Origin of the sequence: Brachybacterium halotolerans subsp. kimchii (assembly GCF_020792675.1) — a bacterium.
GTDB classification, from domain to species: Bacteria; Actinomycetota; Actinomycetes; order Actinomycetales; family Dermabacteraceae; genus Brachybacterium; species Brachybacterium halotolerans.
Genome location: NZ_CP086254.1, coordinates 2,295,667 through 2,312,500, shown reverse-complemented (window position 1 = coordinate 2,312,500; position 16,834 = coordinate 2,295,667). Strand labels below are relative to the sequence as shown.

Here is a 16,834-nt window from a genome sequence, read left to right as displayed (position 1 = left end):
TCCGCGCGGGCGCCGGCGAGCTCTTTGAGGAGCAGCCGACGCGGGATGTGCGAGGCTCCGGGCATGCACACGTCGCCGATCCCCGCGTGGTCGGGCCCGCTCGACGTCCCCGCATTCGCGATGGACGCCGTCCGGCAGGCCGCCTCCGCCGCCGGCAGGCTCGCTCGGGCGCGCGGGCTCGATATCTCCGTCGACACCACGCCGTCGCTGGTCGCGGGCTCTTTCGCGGCGATCGACCACCTGCGCATCGACGGCCGTCCGGTGGGGGCATGGGGCGAGCTCTCGGGCTTCTTCGCGGCCGACGACGGCTGGGTGCGCCTGCACGGCAACTATCCGCACCACCAGGCGGCGATCCGCCGCGCGCTCGGCGCCGAGGACAGGGACGGCGCGGCCGCCGCGATCCGCCGGCTCCCCGCCGTCGACGCTGCCGAGCGGCTCCTCGCCGAGGGCGGCATCGCCACCCCGGTGCGCACCGCTGAGGACTGGGCAGCGCATCCGCAGGCCCGCGCGATGCACGACGTCCCCTGGCGCCGGATCGACGTGGGCGAGGAGCGCGAGGACCCGCCCGTCGGCCGCATGATCCGGCCCGTCGGCCGTGCGGCCCCGCTGCCGCTCGAGGGTGTGCGCGTCCTGGACCTCACGCGCGTGGTCGCCGGGCCGATGGCCACCCAGCTGCTCGGGTGCCTCGGCGCGGACGTGCTGCGCATCGACCCTCCCCACCGGCCCGAGCTGCGCGACGCATACCTCGCGAGCGGCATGGGCAAGCGCTCCGTCGAGCTCGATCTCTCCGCCTCGCGCGAGGTCCTCGAGAGCCTGCTCCGATCGGCCGACGTGATCGTGCTCGGCTACCGGCCCGGCTCCCTCGCCCGCTTCGGTCTCGCCCCTGATGACCTGCGTGGACGCTTCGATCATCTCGTGATCGGCGCGCTCTCCGCCTGGGGCGAGGTGGGCCCGTGGGGCGAGCGCGCGGGCTTCGACTCGATCGTGCAGGCCGCCACGGGCATCGCCGACGTCTACGGGAGCGGGGGAGCGGACGGAGGGAGCGACCCGGTGCACGGTGTCCCTCTGGACCGGAAGCCCGGCGCGCTGCCGGTCCAGGCCCTCGACCACGCGACCGGGAACGTGCTAGCAGCTGGCATCCTCGGCCTGCTGGCCGACGGACGCGGCGGTGTGGTCCGCGCCAGCCTGCTCGGCGCGGCTCGTGAACTGATGGAGCGGCCGACAGCGCCGGACGACCCGCATCAGCCTGGTCCGGCCGACTCCGGTCCGACCGACCCCGACCCGATTGAACCCGTCGCGACCCTCGAGCAGGCGACCCCGTACGGCAGGATCTGCAGGGTCCCGGCGCCTCTGCGTCTCGACGGCATCCCGCTGACCGGGGCGATCACGCAGTACGCGGCGGCGGCGCCGGCCTGGCGGTGAGCGGGCCAGCATGCGTGCTGCGTGTGCTCGAGGTTCTCAGGGTGCGGCGTCGTGCGAATCCGGATGACAGCGCCCGCCCCGGCTGACAGGCTCCCACCATGGACCAGGACGACTGTCTCTTCTGCGGGCTCCTCGGGGACCGTGGCACCGCCGCATGGGTGTCGCGGGAGCCCGGGGCGGCCGCCGTCGCCCTGCTGCCCCTTCCGGACAGCTCGCTCGCGCCCGGCCACACCCTCGTGCTGCCCGCCGAGCACTGCGTCGGCGTCCACGACGCCTCCCCGCGCGCCCTGCACGCCGTGGCCGATCTCGTCCAGCGAGTCGCACGCGCGATGACCAACGCATTCGGGGCCGACGGCGTCAATGTCCTGAACGCGAGCGGTCCCGCGTCGGGCCAGTCCGTGCCCCACCTGCACGTGCACGTCGTGCCACGATGGCCGGCCGACGGCCTCGACACCTGGCCGACGAGCCTGTCGCAGCACGAGGTCCGCGGCGACATCCGTGCCCGGCTCGCCGACACCCTCTCGACCCCTGCGACCCCCGAGCACCCGACGTTCTGACACATCAGCGTGAAATGACCTTCCCGCGGGAACGTCTCCGCGGCCCGGGTCGGGCATCATCGGTACATCTGATGAGGTCGAGTCGATCATTGCCGATGCCCGTGCCAGTGTCAGTGCTGATGCCCGTGCTGGCGCCGGCCCGCTGGCGCTGACATCGCCGCCCCGCCGCCGACCACCCGAGGAGCCGCACGTGGACTGGGAGACCCGCTACGCGCAGCACCGCAGGCCGTTCGGCGAGGAGCCCACGCCGTTCGTGCGTGAGGTGTTCAGCGACCCGATCGAGCACGGCCTGCCCGCAGGGCCCCTGCACATCCTCTGCCCGGGAGACGGCTACGGGCGCAACGGCGTCTGGCTCGCTGAGCTCGGCCACACGGTGACGGGCCTCGAGCTCGTCCCCTCCGCCGTCGCCGATGCACGGGAGCGCGCCCGATCCGTCGGTGTCGACTACCGCGCGATCGCGGCCGACCTCACCGAGCTGCCGATCCCGCTCCACCCCGACGAGCGCTTCGACGTGATCGCCAGCGCCTGGGTCCGCCTGCCGCGGCGCGAGGACTGGTTCGCGTGGAACCGCGAGTGCCGACGTCGACTGGTGCCGGGCGGACGGGTCGTCATCGTCGCCGGCGCTGCCGTCACCGACGCAATCACGGAGCGTGCCGAGTGGCCGACCGACATCTCTTGGAGCGACCACTCGACGGCCGACGAGGTGCGCCTCGTGGGGACGGTGGAGTGAACCGGATTCGAGCTGCGGCCGCCCCGCTCGTCGGCTGAACGACTCGCGCACGACGGGCCGCTCACCGGGCACGCGGTCCCCGAAGCGGCCACCGCGAGCAGTCGTCCGCCTCAGCCCGCGCGCCCCGCGGCCGAGGGGAAGCCGAGCCAGGTGTGGCGGTTGCCCGCCCAGCACCAGCCGAGCTTCGGCGCGCCCTTGTTCTCCGCGCCGTCGCGTCCCGTGCCGCCGCTGATCCAGAGCGCGGGCGTGCGGGCATCGAGCCCTCCGCGGCCGCTCCTCTTGGGGCGCCGGGAGCCGATGCACATGAAGCAGCTGCCGGGCTCGAGCTGCGCGGGCTGCTGGAGCAGCCAGCTGATGCCCTCGCTGATCGTGAGCGGGCTGCGGCCCTCGCCCGTGATCTTCGGCAGCGCTTCGTCGGGCGACCAGTTGCGCATCTCGTCGCCCCGGCGCACATCGCGCAGCAGGTAGAGCGGGGCGTCGGGGACGTCCAGCCCGTCCAGCGGCACGAACTCGTCCAGGTCCGTCATGTCGACGACCACGAACCCCGGTCTGCCCGCGTGCTCCAGGAGGGCCACGAGCCGGCGCGGGTCCACGAGGGACGGGTGCACGGCGAGGACCGGCTGCGACCCCGCATGGTCCCCCTGCGACTTCGCACCGTCCCCTGACGTCTCCGCCTCGAGCCCCGCGGCCAGCTCCCGGAGCCGCTTGGGCGTCGTGCCCGCGAGCTCGGCGAGGCCCAGATCGACCAGGTGGTCCGCTTGCGCTCGGATCGTCATCATCGCTTCCCCATTCCGACATCCGTGTTCACCGGCTCCGGGGCGCGCAGCGCCCCCGCTGGTCCGAGCACTGTGCAACGGCGCAGGTCCGTTCACTATTCCTCGGGTTCGCCCGCGCGTCATCGTCGGGCCCCCGCGCGGCCGCGAACGCGACGCCCGCAGGCCACGCCCCCGTCTCCCAGGCTCCCTAGCGTCCGGCGAGATCCCTCTCCCCGAGAATCCCCAAGGAGCCCCCGTGACCACCACGCCCTGGCGTGCCACGACCTTCACCCTCGCCGCGACCCTCTCCCTGGGGCTGTGCCCCGCGATGGCCTCCTCCGCCCCGCTGCCCGCGGGCCCCCTCTCCGCTGGCCCGTCGGCCGCGGCCCCCGCGAACCCGGCCCCCTCGAACCCGGCCCCTGCGAACCCCGCGCCCTCGAAACCCGGCGCCCGCTCGCCCCTGCCGAGCTCGGACGCGACGGTCCCCGCGCCCGACGTCCTGGACATCGACCCCTCGCGCGGCAGCACGGATGATGCCACCGGCCGCGCCGCGAGCGTCTTCGGCGACGCCCCGAAGACCGCATCCGACCACGCGCTCGGCCGCGACGTGACCTCCTTCGACGGCTCGAACGCGATCGGCTACGACTTCGCCGACGGCTACGACAGGACCGCCAAGGCCATCACCATGGAGTGCACCGTGCGCTTCGACGCCCCGCTCGGCGCGGGCGACGGCGAGGAGACCGGCAACTTCTGCGGCACCAAGGACGCCGGCGGCTACTCGCTCACCGCCTACGGCAGCACGCTGAAGATGATGGTCAACGTGGACGGCACCTACTACGGCGCCGGCACCGAGATCGAGCAGGGCGTCTGGTACCACGCGGTGGGCGTCTGGGACGGGAAGGCCGTCTCCCTCTACCTCAACGGCAAGAAGGTCGCCGAGACGCCGACGAAGGGCTCGGCCATCAAGGCCCCGAAGGACTCCGCCCGGAAGTTCTTCCTGGGCGCGGACACCGACGCCAGCGGCAAGCCCCAGTTCCACGGCACCACGAGCGTCGCCAACGCAGCCATCTACTCGAGCGCGCTCAGCGCCGACCAGGTCACCGCCCGCTACGCCGACGTCTTCGGCAAGCGCACCGAGGACCAGGCCGCCTTCACCCTCACCAGCCCCGCGTCCGGCGAGCAGCTCACCGGCCCGACGACGTTCAAGGGCACCGTCGAGAACGACGACCTGCTCGCGAAGGACCTCACGTACAAGCTGGACGGGAAGGAGATCGCGCTCGGCGACGAGATCGGCCCGGGCCTGAAGGCCGGCACCCACGCGATCTCGTACTCCGGCACCGACTCCCTGGGCGCGAAGGTCTCAGGCTCGACCGCCTTCACCTCCACCTCGATCCCCACCGCGGGCGGCACCGCCCAGTCCAGCGGCGGCGGCTCCGCGGAGCTCACCGCCCGCGCCACCAGTCCCACCGGCGCCTCGCTGCGCACCACCTTCCTCGAGGGCGACGTCTCCTCCGCGAAGAAGGCGCAGCTCGGCACGATCCCCGCCTCGAGCTTCGACGAGAAGGACGGCGTCGCGGGGGACGTGCAGCTCAAGGGTGCGAAGAGCGTGGACGATGCGCTCCAGCCGTCGGACGGGAAGACCCTGCAGACCCCCGCGACCGACCAGATCCCGGCGCTCGCGAGCGACATCCCCTTCACCGAGGCCGGGCAGAGCCTGCTGTGGCGCGGCGAGGTCGACCCCGAGCGGGCCGTGCAGCTGCTCGCCCTGAACACCGAGACCGGCCGCTACGAGGTGCTCGACTCCGCACGCGGTTCCTCCGACGGGCAGGTCGAGCTGAGCGCGACGGCCGACGAGGCGAACGACGACGACGGCACCATCAGGACGCTCGTGCTGGGCACCGATCCCTTCGCCGACGATCTCGACACCCCGGTCCAGGACTCCTTCGAGGACCCGGACGACTTCGACTTCTCGCTCATGCACATCACCGACACCCAGTACCTCTCGCAGGGCGCCACCGCCCGGCCCACCGCGGCCGAGCGCACCGAGTGGGCGAACGCCTACGAGGACTCCTACCGCTGGCTCGCCGAGCACGGCAAGGAGCGCAAGGTCGCCTTCGTCGCCCACACCGGCGACGTCGTGGAGTCCTGGAACTCCGGGGCCACCGACCGCTCCGTCCCCGAGAAGGAGATGGTCTTCGCCGACGGCGCCCAGAAAAAGCTCGAGGACACCGGCATCCCCAACGCCGTGATCCCCGGCAACCACGACAGCCTCGGCGGCACCGACGAGTCCCTGTTCAACGAGACCTTCGGCCCCGAGCGCTACGAGGCGCAGGAGCAGAAGGACTCGTGGAAGGCCGAGGGCGCCGAGTACCACCCGTGGAAGGAGGGCGACAACTCCAACTCCTACAACCTGTTCAGCGCGGGCGGCGAGGACTTCGTGACCGTGAACCTCGGCTACTCGGTGAGCGAGGAGGAGGCCGACTGGGCCGCCGGGATCCTCGCGAAGTACCCCACGCGCAACGGCATCGTCCTCACCCATGCCTACAACAAGCCAAGCAGCTCGCCCGACGGCCGGGGCGGTCCGTTCTCGGCCGACGGCCAGATCATCCACGACCGCGTGCTCGCCAAGAGCCCGAACGCGGCCCTGGTGCTCTCCGGCCACGAGCACGGCGTCAGCATCAGCGTGCGCCGCGACGTGGGCGAGAAGGGCAACGACGTCACCGAGCTGCTCGCCGACTACCAGTTCTACGAGGTCGGCTCCGACCAGCTGGGACTCACCGAGGAGGGCGGCTACGGGAAGGACACCGGGCTGCGCTTCGGGGCGAGCTTCTTCCGCCTCCTCCAGTTCGACCTGGACAGGGGCGAGGTCTCCGTGGACACCTTCTCCCCGTACCTCGACGAGTTCGGGGCGGGCGAGTACGACACCAAGGGCCGCTACGACGGCCACGAGGACGACTTCACCGTCCCCGTACAGTTCAACGGCCGCACCACCGCCTTCACGACCGACGCGCTCATGGGCGTCACCCCCACCGACGACGCGATCGGCGAGGTCACCCACGGATCCGGCGAGGACGCTCGCGTGACCTGGAAGGGCCTGGAGGACGGGAAGCCCTACGGCTGGTTCGCCGTCACCCGGGACGTCTCACGGGTGGGCGACGGCAAGCAGGCCGATCCGAAGGCCGCCGCGGCCGACAGGAAGGCGGCGCGGAAGGTCGCCCTGAAGGGCTCCTCCAACGACCTCTCCGAGGGGATCGTCCAGTACGGCGTCTTCACCGGCACGAGCACCGCCCAGGACGACGACGGCGGCCACCCCGGGAAGGGCAAGGGCGACGGGAAGGGCCAGGGCCAGGGCCGCAACAAGGACAAGGGCAACGGCCACGGCCATGGCAAGGACAAGGGCCACGGGAAGGGCAGCGGCAAGGGCCACGGCCGCCACTGATCCCTTCGATGTCTCCCAGTGAGACCTCACGCCCTCTATGGCGTTGAGACCTCACTGGGAGACATCGAAGCGCCTACCCGCCGCAGCCGCGGCCGGTCACTTCCCGCCCGGCTGCTGGTCGGCGGCGACGAGCCGTCGCTCTCGTCAGTCCTGCGCCTCACCCTGCCATGGCCCGGCGGCGCCCTGCAGGAGCTCCGCCGAGGTCGTCAGCTCGATCTGCGGCGCGTACAGGCCCATGACGTGCAGGGCCGCCGTCGCGTTCTCCCCGCTGGAGGCGGCGCAGGCGTCGGTCACCACGCGCACGTGCGCGCCGGCGTCCGCCGCGGCGAGGGCGGTGGAGAGCACACAGCAGTCGGTCGAGACCCCCGTGAGCAGCAGCTCGGGCTGCGAGCCCACGACCTCCTCGAGCCCGTCGCCCCACTTGCCGAAGGAGGGCGCGTCGACGCTCAGGTGCGAGGACAGGCCCTGCGCCGCGCCGACCAGGTCGTAGAGCGGGTCCTCGGCGGAGACGTCGGCGAACGGCCAGGCGCGGAAGTACGCGCCCCAGGATCCGGCGCGGTCGGCCGTGGGCAGCCAGCGGGTCACCACGGTGCGCTCGGGCCCCACGTGCGCCGCGAGCAGGGCGATGCGCTCCATGGCCTGGTCGAAGAACGGTGAGGACCACTTCGAGGCCGGGTCGGCGAAGATCCGCTGCGGGTCGACCACCACGAGCCATGGGGCGGCTGCGTGGTCGTCTGCGGAAGCGCGGTCGTCGGAGCCGAGCGACTGCGCGGCGTCGGGTGCTGGGGTCGCGTCGTGCGAGGTCATGGGACTCCTTCGTCCGTGTGGGCGTCCGTTCGGGCGTCCGCCCGCCGTCGATCCGGACGCCCAGACTATGACGCGGACGCGTGCCCCGGGCAATCGGCCCACGGCGCGACCAACGCCGCATTCCGCCGAGCCGCCGCCGAGTCCCACCGAGCCTCCCGCAGCCGCCGCGCGCCGCTGCCACTCGCGGAGCCGCGCAGTCGTCCCGCGCCGCCCCGTGCACTACGCGTAGTCAGGGGTCGGGTGACCGGCCATATATGCGGTGACCTGACGCATGACTACGCGTCGTGCACACTCCCGCGCCGTACTCACCCCGCGCCATGCTCACCCCACGTCATGCTCACCCCGCGCGGCGCGTGAGGCCGACCTCCTGCTGGCGGATCCGTGGGCGGCGGAACACCATCGCGATCGCGAAGGACAGCACGAGCGCGAGCAGCACGCCCAGGTTCGAGTAGGCCCACGGGCCCTCCCAGTACGCGCCCGTCGGATCCTCGACCAGCGTTCCCAGGCCGAGCGGCTCGAGCAGGTATCCCTGCCAGTTGTTCCAGGGTGCGTCGGCCGCATAGGAGTTCACGACGAGGCCCCAGCCCAGCACGGAGGTGACCACGAGCGTCGCGATCGAGGTCCAGTCCACGGCCCCGTAGCGGCCGCGGGCGTCGAACAGGGCCTGCTCGTCGTACTCGGTACGGCGGGTGAGGACGTCGGCGATGAGGATCCCCGCCCACGAGGCGATCGGCACGCCGAGGGTGATGAGGAAGCTCTGGAAGGGGCCGATGAAGCTGCCGGCGAAGAACACCACCCAGATCGTGCCCGCGGTGAGGATCGCGCCGTCCACGAACGCGGCGGCGGGCCGGGGGATTCGGATGCCCAGGCTCAGCAGCGTGAGGCCCGAGGAGTAGATGCCGTTGACGGCGCCGGAGACCAGGGTCAGCACGGCCACGATCCAGAAGGGGATCAGCGCCCACAGCGGCAGCAGGGTGACGAGCGTGCCGACCGGGTCGTCGCCGATCTTCGCCATCACGTCGGCGTCGGAGCCGGCGAGCAGGAGGCCGAAGACCACGAGGATCACGGGGGCTGCGGAGCCGCCGATCGTGTTCCAGGCGATGATCGCGCCGTCGGACGTGGAGCGGCGCTGGTAGCGGGACCAGTCGGCCGCGATGTTGATCCAGCCCAGCCCGAAGCCGGTCAACACCATCACCAGGGCGCCGATCATCTTCTGCACGTCGCCGGTGGGGGCGGCCAGCACGGCCGAGAGGTGGATGTGCGGGATCGTGAGCAGCATGAACAGCACCGTCATGGCGCCGGTCGCCCAGGTCAGCACCGACTGGATCCGCATGATCGTGTGATAGCCGAGCACGGAGGCGGTGACGATGATCGCCGCGATCACGAGGGTCGCGATGACCAGCACCGCCGTGCCCGAGGCGAGGCCGAGCGCCTGGAAGACGGTGGCCGTGGCGAGCACTGCGGAGATCGCGAGCATCGTCTCCCAGCCGATCGAGGTCAGCCACGAGACCAGCCCCGGGAGCTTCTGCCCGTGCACGCCGAAGGCCGCGCGCGAGAGCACCATCGTGGGTGCGCTGCCGCGCTTGCCGGCGATCGCGATCAGCCCGCACAGCGCGAAGCTCACGACGATCCCGATCAGGGACACGAGCACGGCCTGCCAGAACGAGATGCCGAAGCCCAGCACGTACGCGCCGTAGCTCATCCCGAACACGGACACGTTCGCGGCGAACCACGGCCAGAACAGCTGGTGCGGTTTCGCGGTGCGCTCGGACTCGGCGATGATCTCGATGCCGGTGGTCTCGATCAGCGTCGACCCGGTCGAGCCGGTCGGGTCGGCGGTGGGCCCGGACGGGCCGGCTGGGCCGCTCGAGCCCGTCGGGCCGCTCGAGCCGGTCGGGCCGGTGGAGGGGTCGGACGGGCCGACGGGAAGGGGATCTGCGGACGACATCGTCGCCTCCAGGTGTGTGGTCACGCGGACGGACCGCGCTGCAGGGACGGGGTGCGCGCTCCCGGTCGGCCGGAAGGCCTGTGCAGGAACGGGGAGTCCCATCATCCCACCCGGGACGGGGCGTGAGAGATTGCAGGCAATCGGCGGGAGCAGCGGGACGTCGGCCCGAGCGGGACATACCGTGGAGAGCCGTGCGCTCCTCCCTCCCCGCTTCCCGATCCCTCGGCGGTCAGCTGTCCGCGACCGCCCGCAGCATGGTGACGCTCGGCCCGGGCAGAGCCGACCTCGCACCGGCCGTGAGGATCGCGCTCTCGCTCGCCGCGCCGCTGGTGATCCTGCTGCTCAGCGGTCACATCCAGTGGGCCATGTTCGCCTCCTTCGGCGGCTTCACCTCGATCTACGCGCGCTACGTCCCCACCGCGATCCGGGTGCGCCACCACGTGCGCGTGGGCATCCTTCTGACGATCTGCGTGGGCATCGGCGCCCTCCTCTCCCAGCTGGCTGCCGCCGGGGTCCTGGGACATGGGATGCACCTCGCCCTCACCACGCTGGGCGGCGCGCTCGCCGCCGCGATCGGCTCGGTGATGGTGATGGTGAAGGGGCTGCGGCCGACGGGTGCCGTGTTCCCCGTCTTCGCGATCACCGCGGTCTCCAGCGCGCCGTCGGCCGCTCCCTTCTGGCTCGCGCTGCTGATCGCGGGCGCGGCGGCCGCGTGGTGCGTGCTGCTGGGATTCCTGGCCCGTTGGACCGGTGAGGCGAACGTCGACGCCGCCGCCCCGGACACCTCCGGCATCACTTCGGCGATGCGCCGCCAGGAGTTCACCCGCTACGGATTCGCCGCGCTGGTCAGCGGCGTCATCGCCTCCCTCACGGGGATCCCCTCGCCCTACTGGGCGCAGGTGGCGGCCGTCGTCCCGCTCTCGGCTCCCGGGCGTCGCCTGCAGATCGAGCGCGGTCTGCATCGCATCGTGGGCACTGCCCTGGGCGTGGGCGTCACTGCGTTCCTGCTGTCCTTCCCCAGCCAGCCCTGGCAGCTGCTGGTGTGGGTGATCCTTTTCCAGTTCCTCGCCGAGATGTTCGTGCTGCGGAACTACTCGCTGGCCCTTGTCTTCATCACTCCGCTCGCGCTGCTGATGGTGCAGCTCGCGAGCCCGCGGCCGGTCGCCTCGCTGCTGGTCGCGAGGGTCTCGGAGTCCGCGATCGGCGCCGTCGTCGGCATCGGCACGGTGCTGCTGGCCGTCGCCCTCGAGCGACGGAGGGCCGGGCGTACCGCGCAGCCGTGAGCGCATGAGCATCTGAGCCGATCCGAACCGAACCGAGCCGCGCTGCGCCGAGCCGAACTGAGCCCCGCCGCGCCCCTCAGAGCCTGCGCACGACCTCGAAGGTCTCGCACACCACCTCGGTGTCGTCGTCGATCGCGATCCTCGGCTCCCCGAGCGCTGCGATGAACTCGATCGAGGTCCAGAACTCCTCGTGGCCCTCGCGCCAGGCGGCGGCGTCCGGGTAGCCCTCGCCCTCCCCGCGGGCGTGCTCGTCGGTCACGTCGGCCAGGCGCACCACCTGCACGTCGCGGGTGCGGATCACCGCGACGGGGCGCTCGTCCGAGTCGACCACGACCTCCTCGGCGCCGACGGCGGGCAGGGCCGCGCCCTCGCGCGCGTACTCCTCGCGCAGCGAGGCGGTCGTCGTCTTCGCGCCGGCCAGGATCGCCCCGACCAGCTGGTCCCGCAGCGGCCCCGGGAAGGCGAACTCGGCGATGGGCAGCGCTGCCTCGTCGTCCGTCGGATCGTGCGTCATCAGAACCAGTCCGTCCCGCGCAGCCGCCGCGGCCGCGCATCGGGGTCGTCGGCGATCTTGTAGACGAGCCGCCCCAGCGGCAGCTCGCGCGCGGGGATCGGCATCCGCACGTACCGGCGCAGGCGTCCCGCGGGCCGCGGGCCCTGCTCCCCGCCCTCGTGCCAGGCGTCCAACCGCGCGGCGCTCTCCTCGAAGGCCCGCACCATGGCGTCCGGGTCCACGAGGTCGGCGTCGTCCCCGTCGGCCCGATCCAGGTGCTCGCGCGCGAGCTCGAGGCGCACCTCGCGGGGGAGGACCCGGGCGGCGTCGTCGTCCGAGCGCAGGCGACGCGGCTCGCGCGGGTCCTCCTCCTGGTCCACGAGCGCGCAGGCGATCTCCGTGTCGTAGGTCCAGGAGCGCAGGTTCACGTTGTCCGAGCCCACGGTCATCCAGACGTCGTCCACGAGGCACACCTTGGAGTGCACGTACACCGGCGTGCCCTCGTGGTTCTCGATCCCGAACACGTGGACGCGCTCGCCGCCGGCCTCGTGCAGCAGGTCCAGGGCGGCGTTGCGCGCGCTCATCGCGCTCGCGTTCGCGATCGTCGTGTCCGCGGTCGTGAAGGTCGACAGCACGATCACCAGGTGCGTTCCGGGATGCTGGCGCAGCGCGTCGGCGAAGCACGAGAGCACCTGGGGCGACCAGATGTACTGGTCCTCGAGGTAGATGATCCGCTCGGCGCGCGGCACCGCCTTCACATAGGCGCGGGCGATGCTGCGCTCGCCCGACGGGGCGAAGGGGAAGCGCGGGCGCTTGGGCGGGTACGTGCGCAGCACCTGCACGTCCACGCTGCCCGCGGGCTCCGGGTCCGGCTCCTGCAGGGGGAGGGGGTCGGCATGCTCGTCGTCGCGGTGGATCTTCGCCTGGATCTGCGAGAGCGGGTCCAGCGAGGGCGGCGTCGGATCCTCCCAGCGCTCCCGGAACGTCGCCTCGAGGTCCCCGACCGCGGGCCCGCGGACCTCGACCATCAGATCGTGCCACGCGGGCGTGCTGCCCCAGATCTTCCCCATCGAGGCGGTCTGCGGGTCGCCCAGGTGCCGGGCGTCGTCGCGGCGGGTGTGGCACAGGTCGATGCCGCCGCAGAACGCCGCGTCCCGCTCCGGCTGCCCGGGATGGCGCATCACCAGGAACTTCTGGTGCTGGGAGCCCAGCGGCAGCACGCGCTGGTCGAGGATGACCTCGCCGCCGGCGGCGCGCACGGTGTCCGCGAGGCTGCGGTTCTCCTCCTCGGAGTAGTGGATGGAGTCCAGGTGCGAGCGCCAGAACAGGGCCTTGACCATGACGCCGCGGCGGGCGGCATCGGCGATCAGCTCGACGATCGTGAGCTCGTCCTCGCCGACCCGCTCCTCGGGATCGCCGCGCCAGTCGGTGAACATCAGCAGGTCGCCGGGCCCCTGCGCGGTGACCAGCTCCCTGAGCCGGGCGAAGTACGCCGCGCCGTGCACATGCACCCGGGCCGTGTTGCCGCTGGTCAGCGCCCGTCCCTCGTGCCGGTGGTCGAGGCGCGTGAAGGTGTTGCCGCGCTCGATCGTGGAGAGGAACCAGTCGTCCGTGCTCATCCGTCCATCACACACCATCCCCCTGTGCGCGCGGGGCTAGGCTGGGACGGGCCTTCGGGCCCGCCATTCCGTCACCCCGCAACCGATGAAGGGCGAGCGCTCATGACGGCATCCGCGTCGCGCCGCGGCACCGGCAGCACCTCTGCGAGCACCGCACTGCTGACCGACATGTACGAGTACACGATGCTCTCGGCCATGGTCGAGGACGGCAGCGTCCACCACGAGGCCGTCTTCGAGGCCTTCGCCCGCCGCCTCCCCGAGGGCCGACGCTTCGGCCTGTTCGCGGGGCTCGGCCGCCTGCTGCCGCTCCTGACGGACTTCGCTCCCGACGCCGAGGACCTCGCCTATCTGCGCGAGGTCGGCGCCATCACGGAGGCGACCGAGGAGTACCTGCGCGACTGGAGCTTCACCGGCACCATCACCGCCCTGCCCGAGGGAAGCCTGTACTGGCCGCACACGCCGCTGCTCACCGTGCACGGCACCCTCGGCGAGTGCCTGCTGCTGGAGACGCTCGTGCTCTCGGTGCTGAACTTCGACTCCGCGATCGCCTCCGCCGCGGCGCGCATGGTGATCGCCGCGGGGGATCGCCCCCTCATCGAGATGGGCTCGCGCCGCGTCCACGAGGAGGCGGCCGTGGCCGCCGCCCGGGCCGCGTGGATCGCGGGCTTCGCGACCACCTCGAACCTCGAGGCGGGCAGGCGCTTCGGCATCCCCGTCGCGGGCACCGCCGCCCACGCCGCGACCCTCGCCCGGCCCACCGAGCGCGACGCCTTCGCGGCCCAGATCGCGACCTACGGGCCGGGCACCACGCTGCTCGTGGACACCTACGACATCCCTGCGGGCATCCGCACCGCGGTCGAGGTCGCCGGCACCGGGCTCGGCGCCGTGCGCATCGATTCCGGGGACCTGATGACCGTCGCCCCCGCGGCCCGCGCCCAGCTCGACGCGCTCGGCGCGACGAGCACCCGCATCACCGTGACCAGCGATCTCGACGAATATGCGCTCGTCCACCTCGCCGGTGCCCCGATCGACGGCTATGGCGTGGGCACGCGCGTCGCGACCGGCTCGGACCATCCGACGGCCGGCATGGTGTTCAAGCTCGTCGCTGTGGGCGACGGGCCCGGCACGCCGCTGCGCAGCGTCCAGAAGCTCTCGGCCGACAAGGGGTCGACGGGCGGCGCGAAGACCGTCTCTCGCTTCCCCGACGGCCGCGAGGTCTGGACCCTCGACGGCTCGGTGCCGGAGGGCGCGGCCCCCGTGCACGTCGACGTGATCCGCGACGGCGTCCCGCAGCGCCTCGCGAGCGCCGAGGAGGCGCGCGACGTCGCGTCCGCGAGTCTCGCGAGCCTGCCCGCGCGCGCCCGCGAGATCAGCGAGGGCCAGGCCTTCCGCGTCAGCGAGCAGTGGGACGGGACGGAGCCGGCCGGCGAGGGAGAGGCGGCCGACGGGGGAGTGCCGGCCGACGGAGAGCCGGCCGACGTGCTCCGCACCCTCGTCGTCGTCGATGTGCAGAACGACTTCTGCGAGGGCGGCGCCCTGGGCGTGACCGGCGGGAACGCCGTCGCCGAGCGCATCGCCGCCCACCTCTCCGAGCACGCCGGCGACTACCGACGCGTAGTCTTCTCCCGCGATTGGCACCTCGCCGAGGGCGACAACGGCGGCCATTTCGCGCTCCCGCCCTCCGCGCCCGACTTCGTGGACACCTGGCCCATCCACTGCGTGCAGGGCACCGGTGGCGCCGAGTACCACCCGGCGATCCTGGGGGCCCTCGAGCGGCTCGTCGGCAGCGGCGCCGAGGTCGTTCACGTGGTGAAGGGCGAGGGGACCCCCGACTACAGCCTCGCCCAGGGCCGCGTCGCAGGCGTCGACGGCGGCGCCCCCGCCGGCGGCACCGACTTGCCCGACCTGTTCACGGGCGACGTCGACGTGACCGGCCTGGCCTTCGACTACTGCGTCGCCGCGAGCGCCCGCGACATCGCCGCCCTGCCCGGCGCGGGCACCGTGCGGGTCCTCGGGGACCTCACCGCCGCCGTGCATCCCGAGGCCGACGCGGAGACCGCGCAGCACCTGGCGGACGCGGGTATCCGGACGGTCTCGCCCGCAGCCTCCATCGCCCCGACCGACTCCCGGAAGGACGCCTGAGATGCCCGGCAACACCGCTCCCGCCGGCTACGACGCCAGCAAGCACCCGCCCTTCGCGGTGACGGTCGACCTCGCCGTGTTCACCATCCGCTCGGGCGCCCTCAGCGTGCTGCTCGTGCGGCGCGGCGCCGACCCGTACGAGGGGAGCTGGGCGCTGCCCGGCGGCTTCATCGAGCCCGACGAGGACGCCGCGACCGCGGCGGCGCGCGAGCTCGTCGAGGAGACCGGCATGGACACCGCCGGCTACCACCTCGAGCAGCTGCGCACCTACTCGGCCCCCGACCGCGACCCGCGGATGCGCGTGGTCTCCGTCGCCCACCTGGCCTTCGCCCCGGACCTGCCCGATCCCACGGCGGGCGACGATGCCGCGTTCGCGCGCTGGTGGGGCGTCGAGGAGATCCTCGAGGACCCCGACGCCCCGCAGCTCGCCTTCGACCACCGCGAGATCCTCACGGACGCGCTCGAGCGCGTCCGCGCGAAGCTCGAGTACACGACCCTGGCCACGCAGTTCCTCTCCGAGCCGTTCACGCTCGCCGAGCTGCGCAGCGTCTACGGCGCCGTCTGGGGAGCGCTCCCGGACCGCGGCACCTTCATCCGCAAGGTGCTCTCGACAGATGGGTTCGTGGTGCCCGACGAGCGCTCCGTCGACGGCGCGCCCACCGGTAGCCCGCACCCCGCGCTCTACACGCGCGGCGAGGCCACGGCCCTGCAGCCGGCCCTCCTGCGCCCGCGCGCGGGAGACGAGGTCTGGGAGGGCTTCGGCGAGGTCTGAGGCGGGAGCCCCTCAGCCCACCAGCGCGTCGATCTGGTCGATCGACTCGCGCGAGCCCTCCTCGACGCCCATGTCGATGACCTGCTGCAGGCCCTCGCGGGTGGGGTGGATCGAGACGTAGACGGCGCGGGTGCCGCCGTCCGCGGCCTCGAAGGTCGCGGTGTTCTCGGCGACGGGGAGGTCGGTGTTCACGGCGAAGCCGTTCTCGGCGTCCGCGAAGCCGTCGCGGTAGCGGAAGAAGCGGGGCTCGTCGACCTCGAGGATCTCCCAGAAGCCGCCGAGCTTCTCGCCCTCGGGGCTGGTCATGTAGTAGTTCATGCGGCCGCCGGGCGTGAGGTCGTGGTCGACGAAGGTCGCGGGGTAGGCGGGCGGGCCCCAGATCCTCTCGAGCTGGCGCGGGTCGGCGTAGATCTGCCAGATGCGCTCGACGGGTGCGTCGAACTGCGCGGTGATGGTGATGGTCAGGGCGGCGAGGTCAGTGGTGATGTCGGTGACCGGCATGGTGGTCCTCCTGGTCGGGGCCGTCGGCGAGCAGGTCGTCGATGCGGCTGATGCGATTGCGCCAGATCTCCTCGAGATCGCGCAGCAGGGCGGCGGCCGATCCGACCGCCGCGACGTCGCCCCGGGCGAGGGATTCCCGCCCCTGGCGGCGCCTGGTCACGAGCCCCGCGCGCTCCAGCACGGCCACGTGCTTCTGGACCGCTGTGAGGCTCATGTCGTACTTCGGCGCCAGCGCCGACACCGACTTCTCGCCGACCAGCACGCGCCTCAGGATGTCCCGCCGCGTGCGATCGGAGAGCGCATGGAACAGCGCGTCCGCGCGGTCCTCGTCGATGTCGAGCACACGCACAACCTACAACCGAATGG

At 72.5% G+C, this 16,834-nt stretch carries 14 protein-coding genes; 7 read left to right on the top strand and 7 right to left on the bottom strand.

What is annotated here, in order from left to right; translation table 11 throughout:
* Positions 1-63 precede the first annotated feature (63 nt).
* The 3 genes from Bra3105_RS10405 to Bra3105_RS10395 all read left to right on the top strand — a co-directional run bounded on the left by Bra3105_RS10405 (position 64) and on the right by Bra3105_RS10395 (position 2,709).
* Positions 64-1,422: a CoA transferase gene (locus Bra3105_RS10405; RefSeq protein ID WP_228356633.1), complete on the top strand. Its 1,359-nt coding sequence runs from the start codon at positions 64-66 to the stop codon at positions 1,420-1,422.
* Positions 1,423-1,520: 98 nt separating this feature from the next.
* Entirely contained in the window at positions 1,521-1,979 is a 459-nt protein-coding gene (locus tag Bra3105_RS10400; protein ID WP_228356632.1) for an HIT domain-containing protein, read from the top strand.
* A gap of 190 nt (positions 1,980-2,169) precedes the next feature.
* A complete protein-coding gene (locus Bra3105_RS10395; protein ID WP_228356631.1) occupies positions 2,170-2,709 on the top strand; it encodes a class I SAM-dependent methyltransferase in 540 nt (179 codons plus the stop codon).
* A gap of 110 nt (positions 2,710-2,819) precedes the next feature.
* Here Bra3105_RS10395 and Bra3105_RS10390 read toward each other — a convergent pair whose 3' ends face one another.
* Positions 2,820-3,488: a DUF5701 family protein gene (locus Bra3105_RS10390; RefSeq protein WP_323188815.1), complete on the bottom strand. Its 669-nt coding sequence runs from the start codon at positions 3,486-3,488 to the stop codon at positions 2,820-2,822.
* Positions 3,489-3,720: 232 nt separating this feature from the next.
* Here Bra3105_RS10390 and Bra3105_RS10385 point away from each other — a divergent pair, with 232 nt between their 5' ends.
* Entirely contained in the window at positions 3,721-6,903 is a 3,183-nt protein-coding gene (locus Bra3105_RS10385) for a laminin G domain-containing metallophosphoesterase family protein (protein ID WP_228356630.1), read from the top strand.
* Between the two features lie 144 nt (positions 6,904-7,047).
* On the opposite strand, the gene Bra3105_RS10380 is transcribed toward Bra3105_RS10385, so the two are convergent.
* Positions 7,048-7,710: a cysteine hydrolase family protein gene (locus Bra3105_RS10380; RefSeq protein WP_228356629.1), complete on the bottom strand. Its 663-nt coding sequence runs from the start codon at positions 7,708-7,710 to the stop codon at positions 7,048-7,050.
* Positions 7,711-8,047: 337 nt separating this feature from the next.
* Complete coding sequence (locus tag Bra3105_RS10375; RefSeq protein WP_228356628.1) at positions 8,048-9,658, bottom strand: purine-cytosine permease family protein; 1,611 nt, start codon at positions 9,656-9,658, stop codon at positions 8,048-8,050.
* A 191-nt stretch (positions 9,659-9,849) separates the two neighbouring features.
* On the opposite strand from Bra3105_RS10375, the gene Bra3105_RS10370 reads away from it, so the two are divergent.
* Positions 9,850-10,941, top strand: coding sequence for an FUSC family protein (locus Bra3105_RS10370; RefSeq protein ID WP_228356627.1), 1,092 nt, complete (start codon positions 9,850-9,852; stop codon positions 10,939-10,941).
* Between the two features lie 76 nt (positions 10,942-11,017).
* Here Bra3105_RS10370 and Bra3105_RS10365 read toward each other — a convergent pair whose 3' ends face one another.
* The gene (locus Bra3105_RS10365; RefSeq protein ID WP_228356626.1) at positions 11,018-11,455 is read right to left on the bottom strand and encodes an ASCH domain-containing protein; all 438 of its coding nucleotides are present in this window, start codon (positions 11,453-11,455) and stop codon (positions 11,018-11,020) included.
* Entirely contained in the window at positions 11,455-13,053 is a 1,599-nt protein-coding gene (locus Bra3105_RS10360; protein WP_228356625.1) for a phospholipase D family protein, read from the bottom strand. Before Bra3105_RS10360 ends, Bra3105_RS10365 begins: the two co-directional genes overlap by 1 nt.
* Positions 13,054-13,155: 102 nt before the next feature.
* Between Bra3105_RS10360 and Bra3105_RS18560 the strand changes: the two genes are divergently transcribed.
* Both Bra3105_RS18560 and Bra3105_RS10345 read left to right on the top strand, forming a co-directional pair.
* A complete protein-coding gene (locus tag Bra3105_RS18560; protein ID WP_323188814.1) occupies positions 13,156-15,195 on the top strand; it encodes a nicotinate phosphoribosyltransferase in 2,040 nt (679 codons plus the stop codon).
* A gap of 1 nt (position 15,196) precedes the next feature.
* Positions 15,197-15,967: an NUDIX hydrolase gene (locus tag Bra3105_RS10345; protein ID WP_200503761.1), complete on the top strand. Its 771-nt coding sequence runs from the start codon at positions 15,197-15,199 to the stop codon at positions 15,965-15,967.
* A gap of 12 nt (positions 15,968-15,979) precedes the next feature.
* Here Bra3105_RS10345 and Bra3105_RS10340 read toward each other — a convergent pair whose 3' ends face one another.
* Positions 15,980-16,468, bottom strand: a complete 489-nt coding sequence (locus Bra3105_RS10340) for an SRPBCC family protein (protein WP_228356624.1) — start codon at positions 16,466-16,468, stop codon at positions 15,980-15,982.
* Positions 16,443-16,811, bottom strand: a complete 369-nt coding sequence (locus tag Bra3105_RS10335; protein ID WP_228356623.1) for an ArsR/SmtB family transcription factor — start codon at positions 16,809-16,811, stop codon at positions 16,443-16,445. Before Bra3105_RS10335 ends, Bra3105_RS10340 begins: the two co-directional genes overlap by 26 nt.
* Between the last annotated feature and the right edge of the window lie 23 nt (positions 16,812-16,834).

What these genes read in the sequence shown, in the direction of transcription:
- Bra3105_RS10405 (WP_228356633.1), top strand. Translation starts at nt 64, where the DNA reads ATGCACACGTCGCCGATCCCCGCGTGGTCGGGCCCGCTCGACGTCCCC.
- Bra3105_RS10400 (WP_228356632.1), top strand. Translation starts at nt 1,521, where the DNA reads ATGGACCAGGACGACTGTCTCTTCTGCGGGCTCCTCGGGGACCGTGGC.
- Bra3105_RS10390 (WP_323188815.1), bottom strand. Translation starts at nt 3,488, where the DNA reads ATGATGACGATCCGAGCGCAAGCGGACCACCTGGTCGATCTGGGCCTC.
- Bra3105_RS10380 (WP_228356629.1), bottom strand. Translation starts at nt 7,710, where the DNA reads ATGACCTCGCACGACGCGACCCCAGCACCCGACGCCGCGCAGTCGCTC.
- Bra3105_RS10375 (WP_228356628.1), bottom strand. Translation starts at nt 9,658, where the DNA reads ATGTCGTCCGCAGATCCCCTTCCCGTCGGCCCGTCCGACCCCTCCACC.
- Bra3105_RS10365 (WP_228356626.1), bottom strand. Translation starts at nt 11,455, where the DNA reads ATGACGCACGATCCGACGGACGACGAGGCAGCGCTGCCCATCGCCGAG.
- Bra3105_RS10360 (WP_228356625.1), bottom strand. Translation starts at nt 13,053, where the DNA reads ATGAGCACGGACGACTGGTTCCTCTCCACGATCGAGCGCGGCAACACC.
- Bra3105_RS18560 (WP_323188814.1), top strand. Translation starts at nt 13,156, where the DNA reads ATGACGGCATCCGCGTCGCGCCGCGGCACCGGCAGCACCTCTGCGAGC.
- Bra3105_RS10345 (WP_200503761.1), top strand. Translation starts at nt 15,197, where the DNA reads ATGCCCGGCAACACCGCTCCCGCCGGCTACGACGCCAGCAAGCACCCG.
- Bra3105_RS10340 (WP_228356624.1), bottom strand. Translation starts at nt 16,468, where the DNA reads ATGCCGGTCACCGACATCACCACTGACCTCGCCGCCCTGACCATCACC.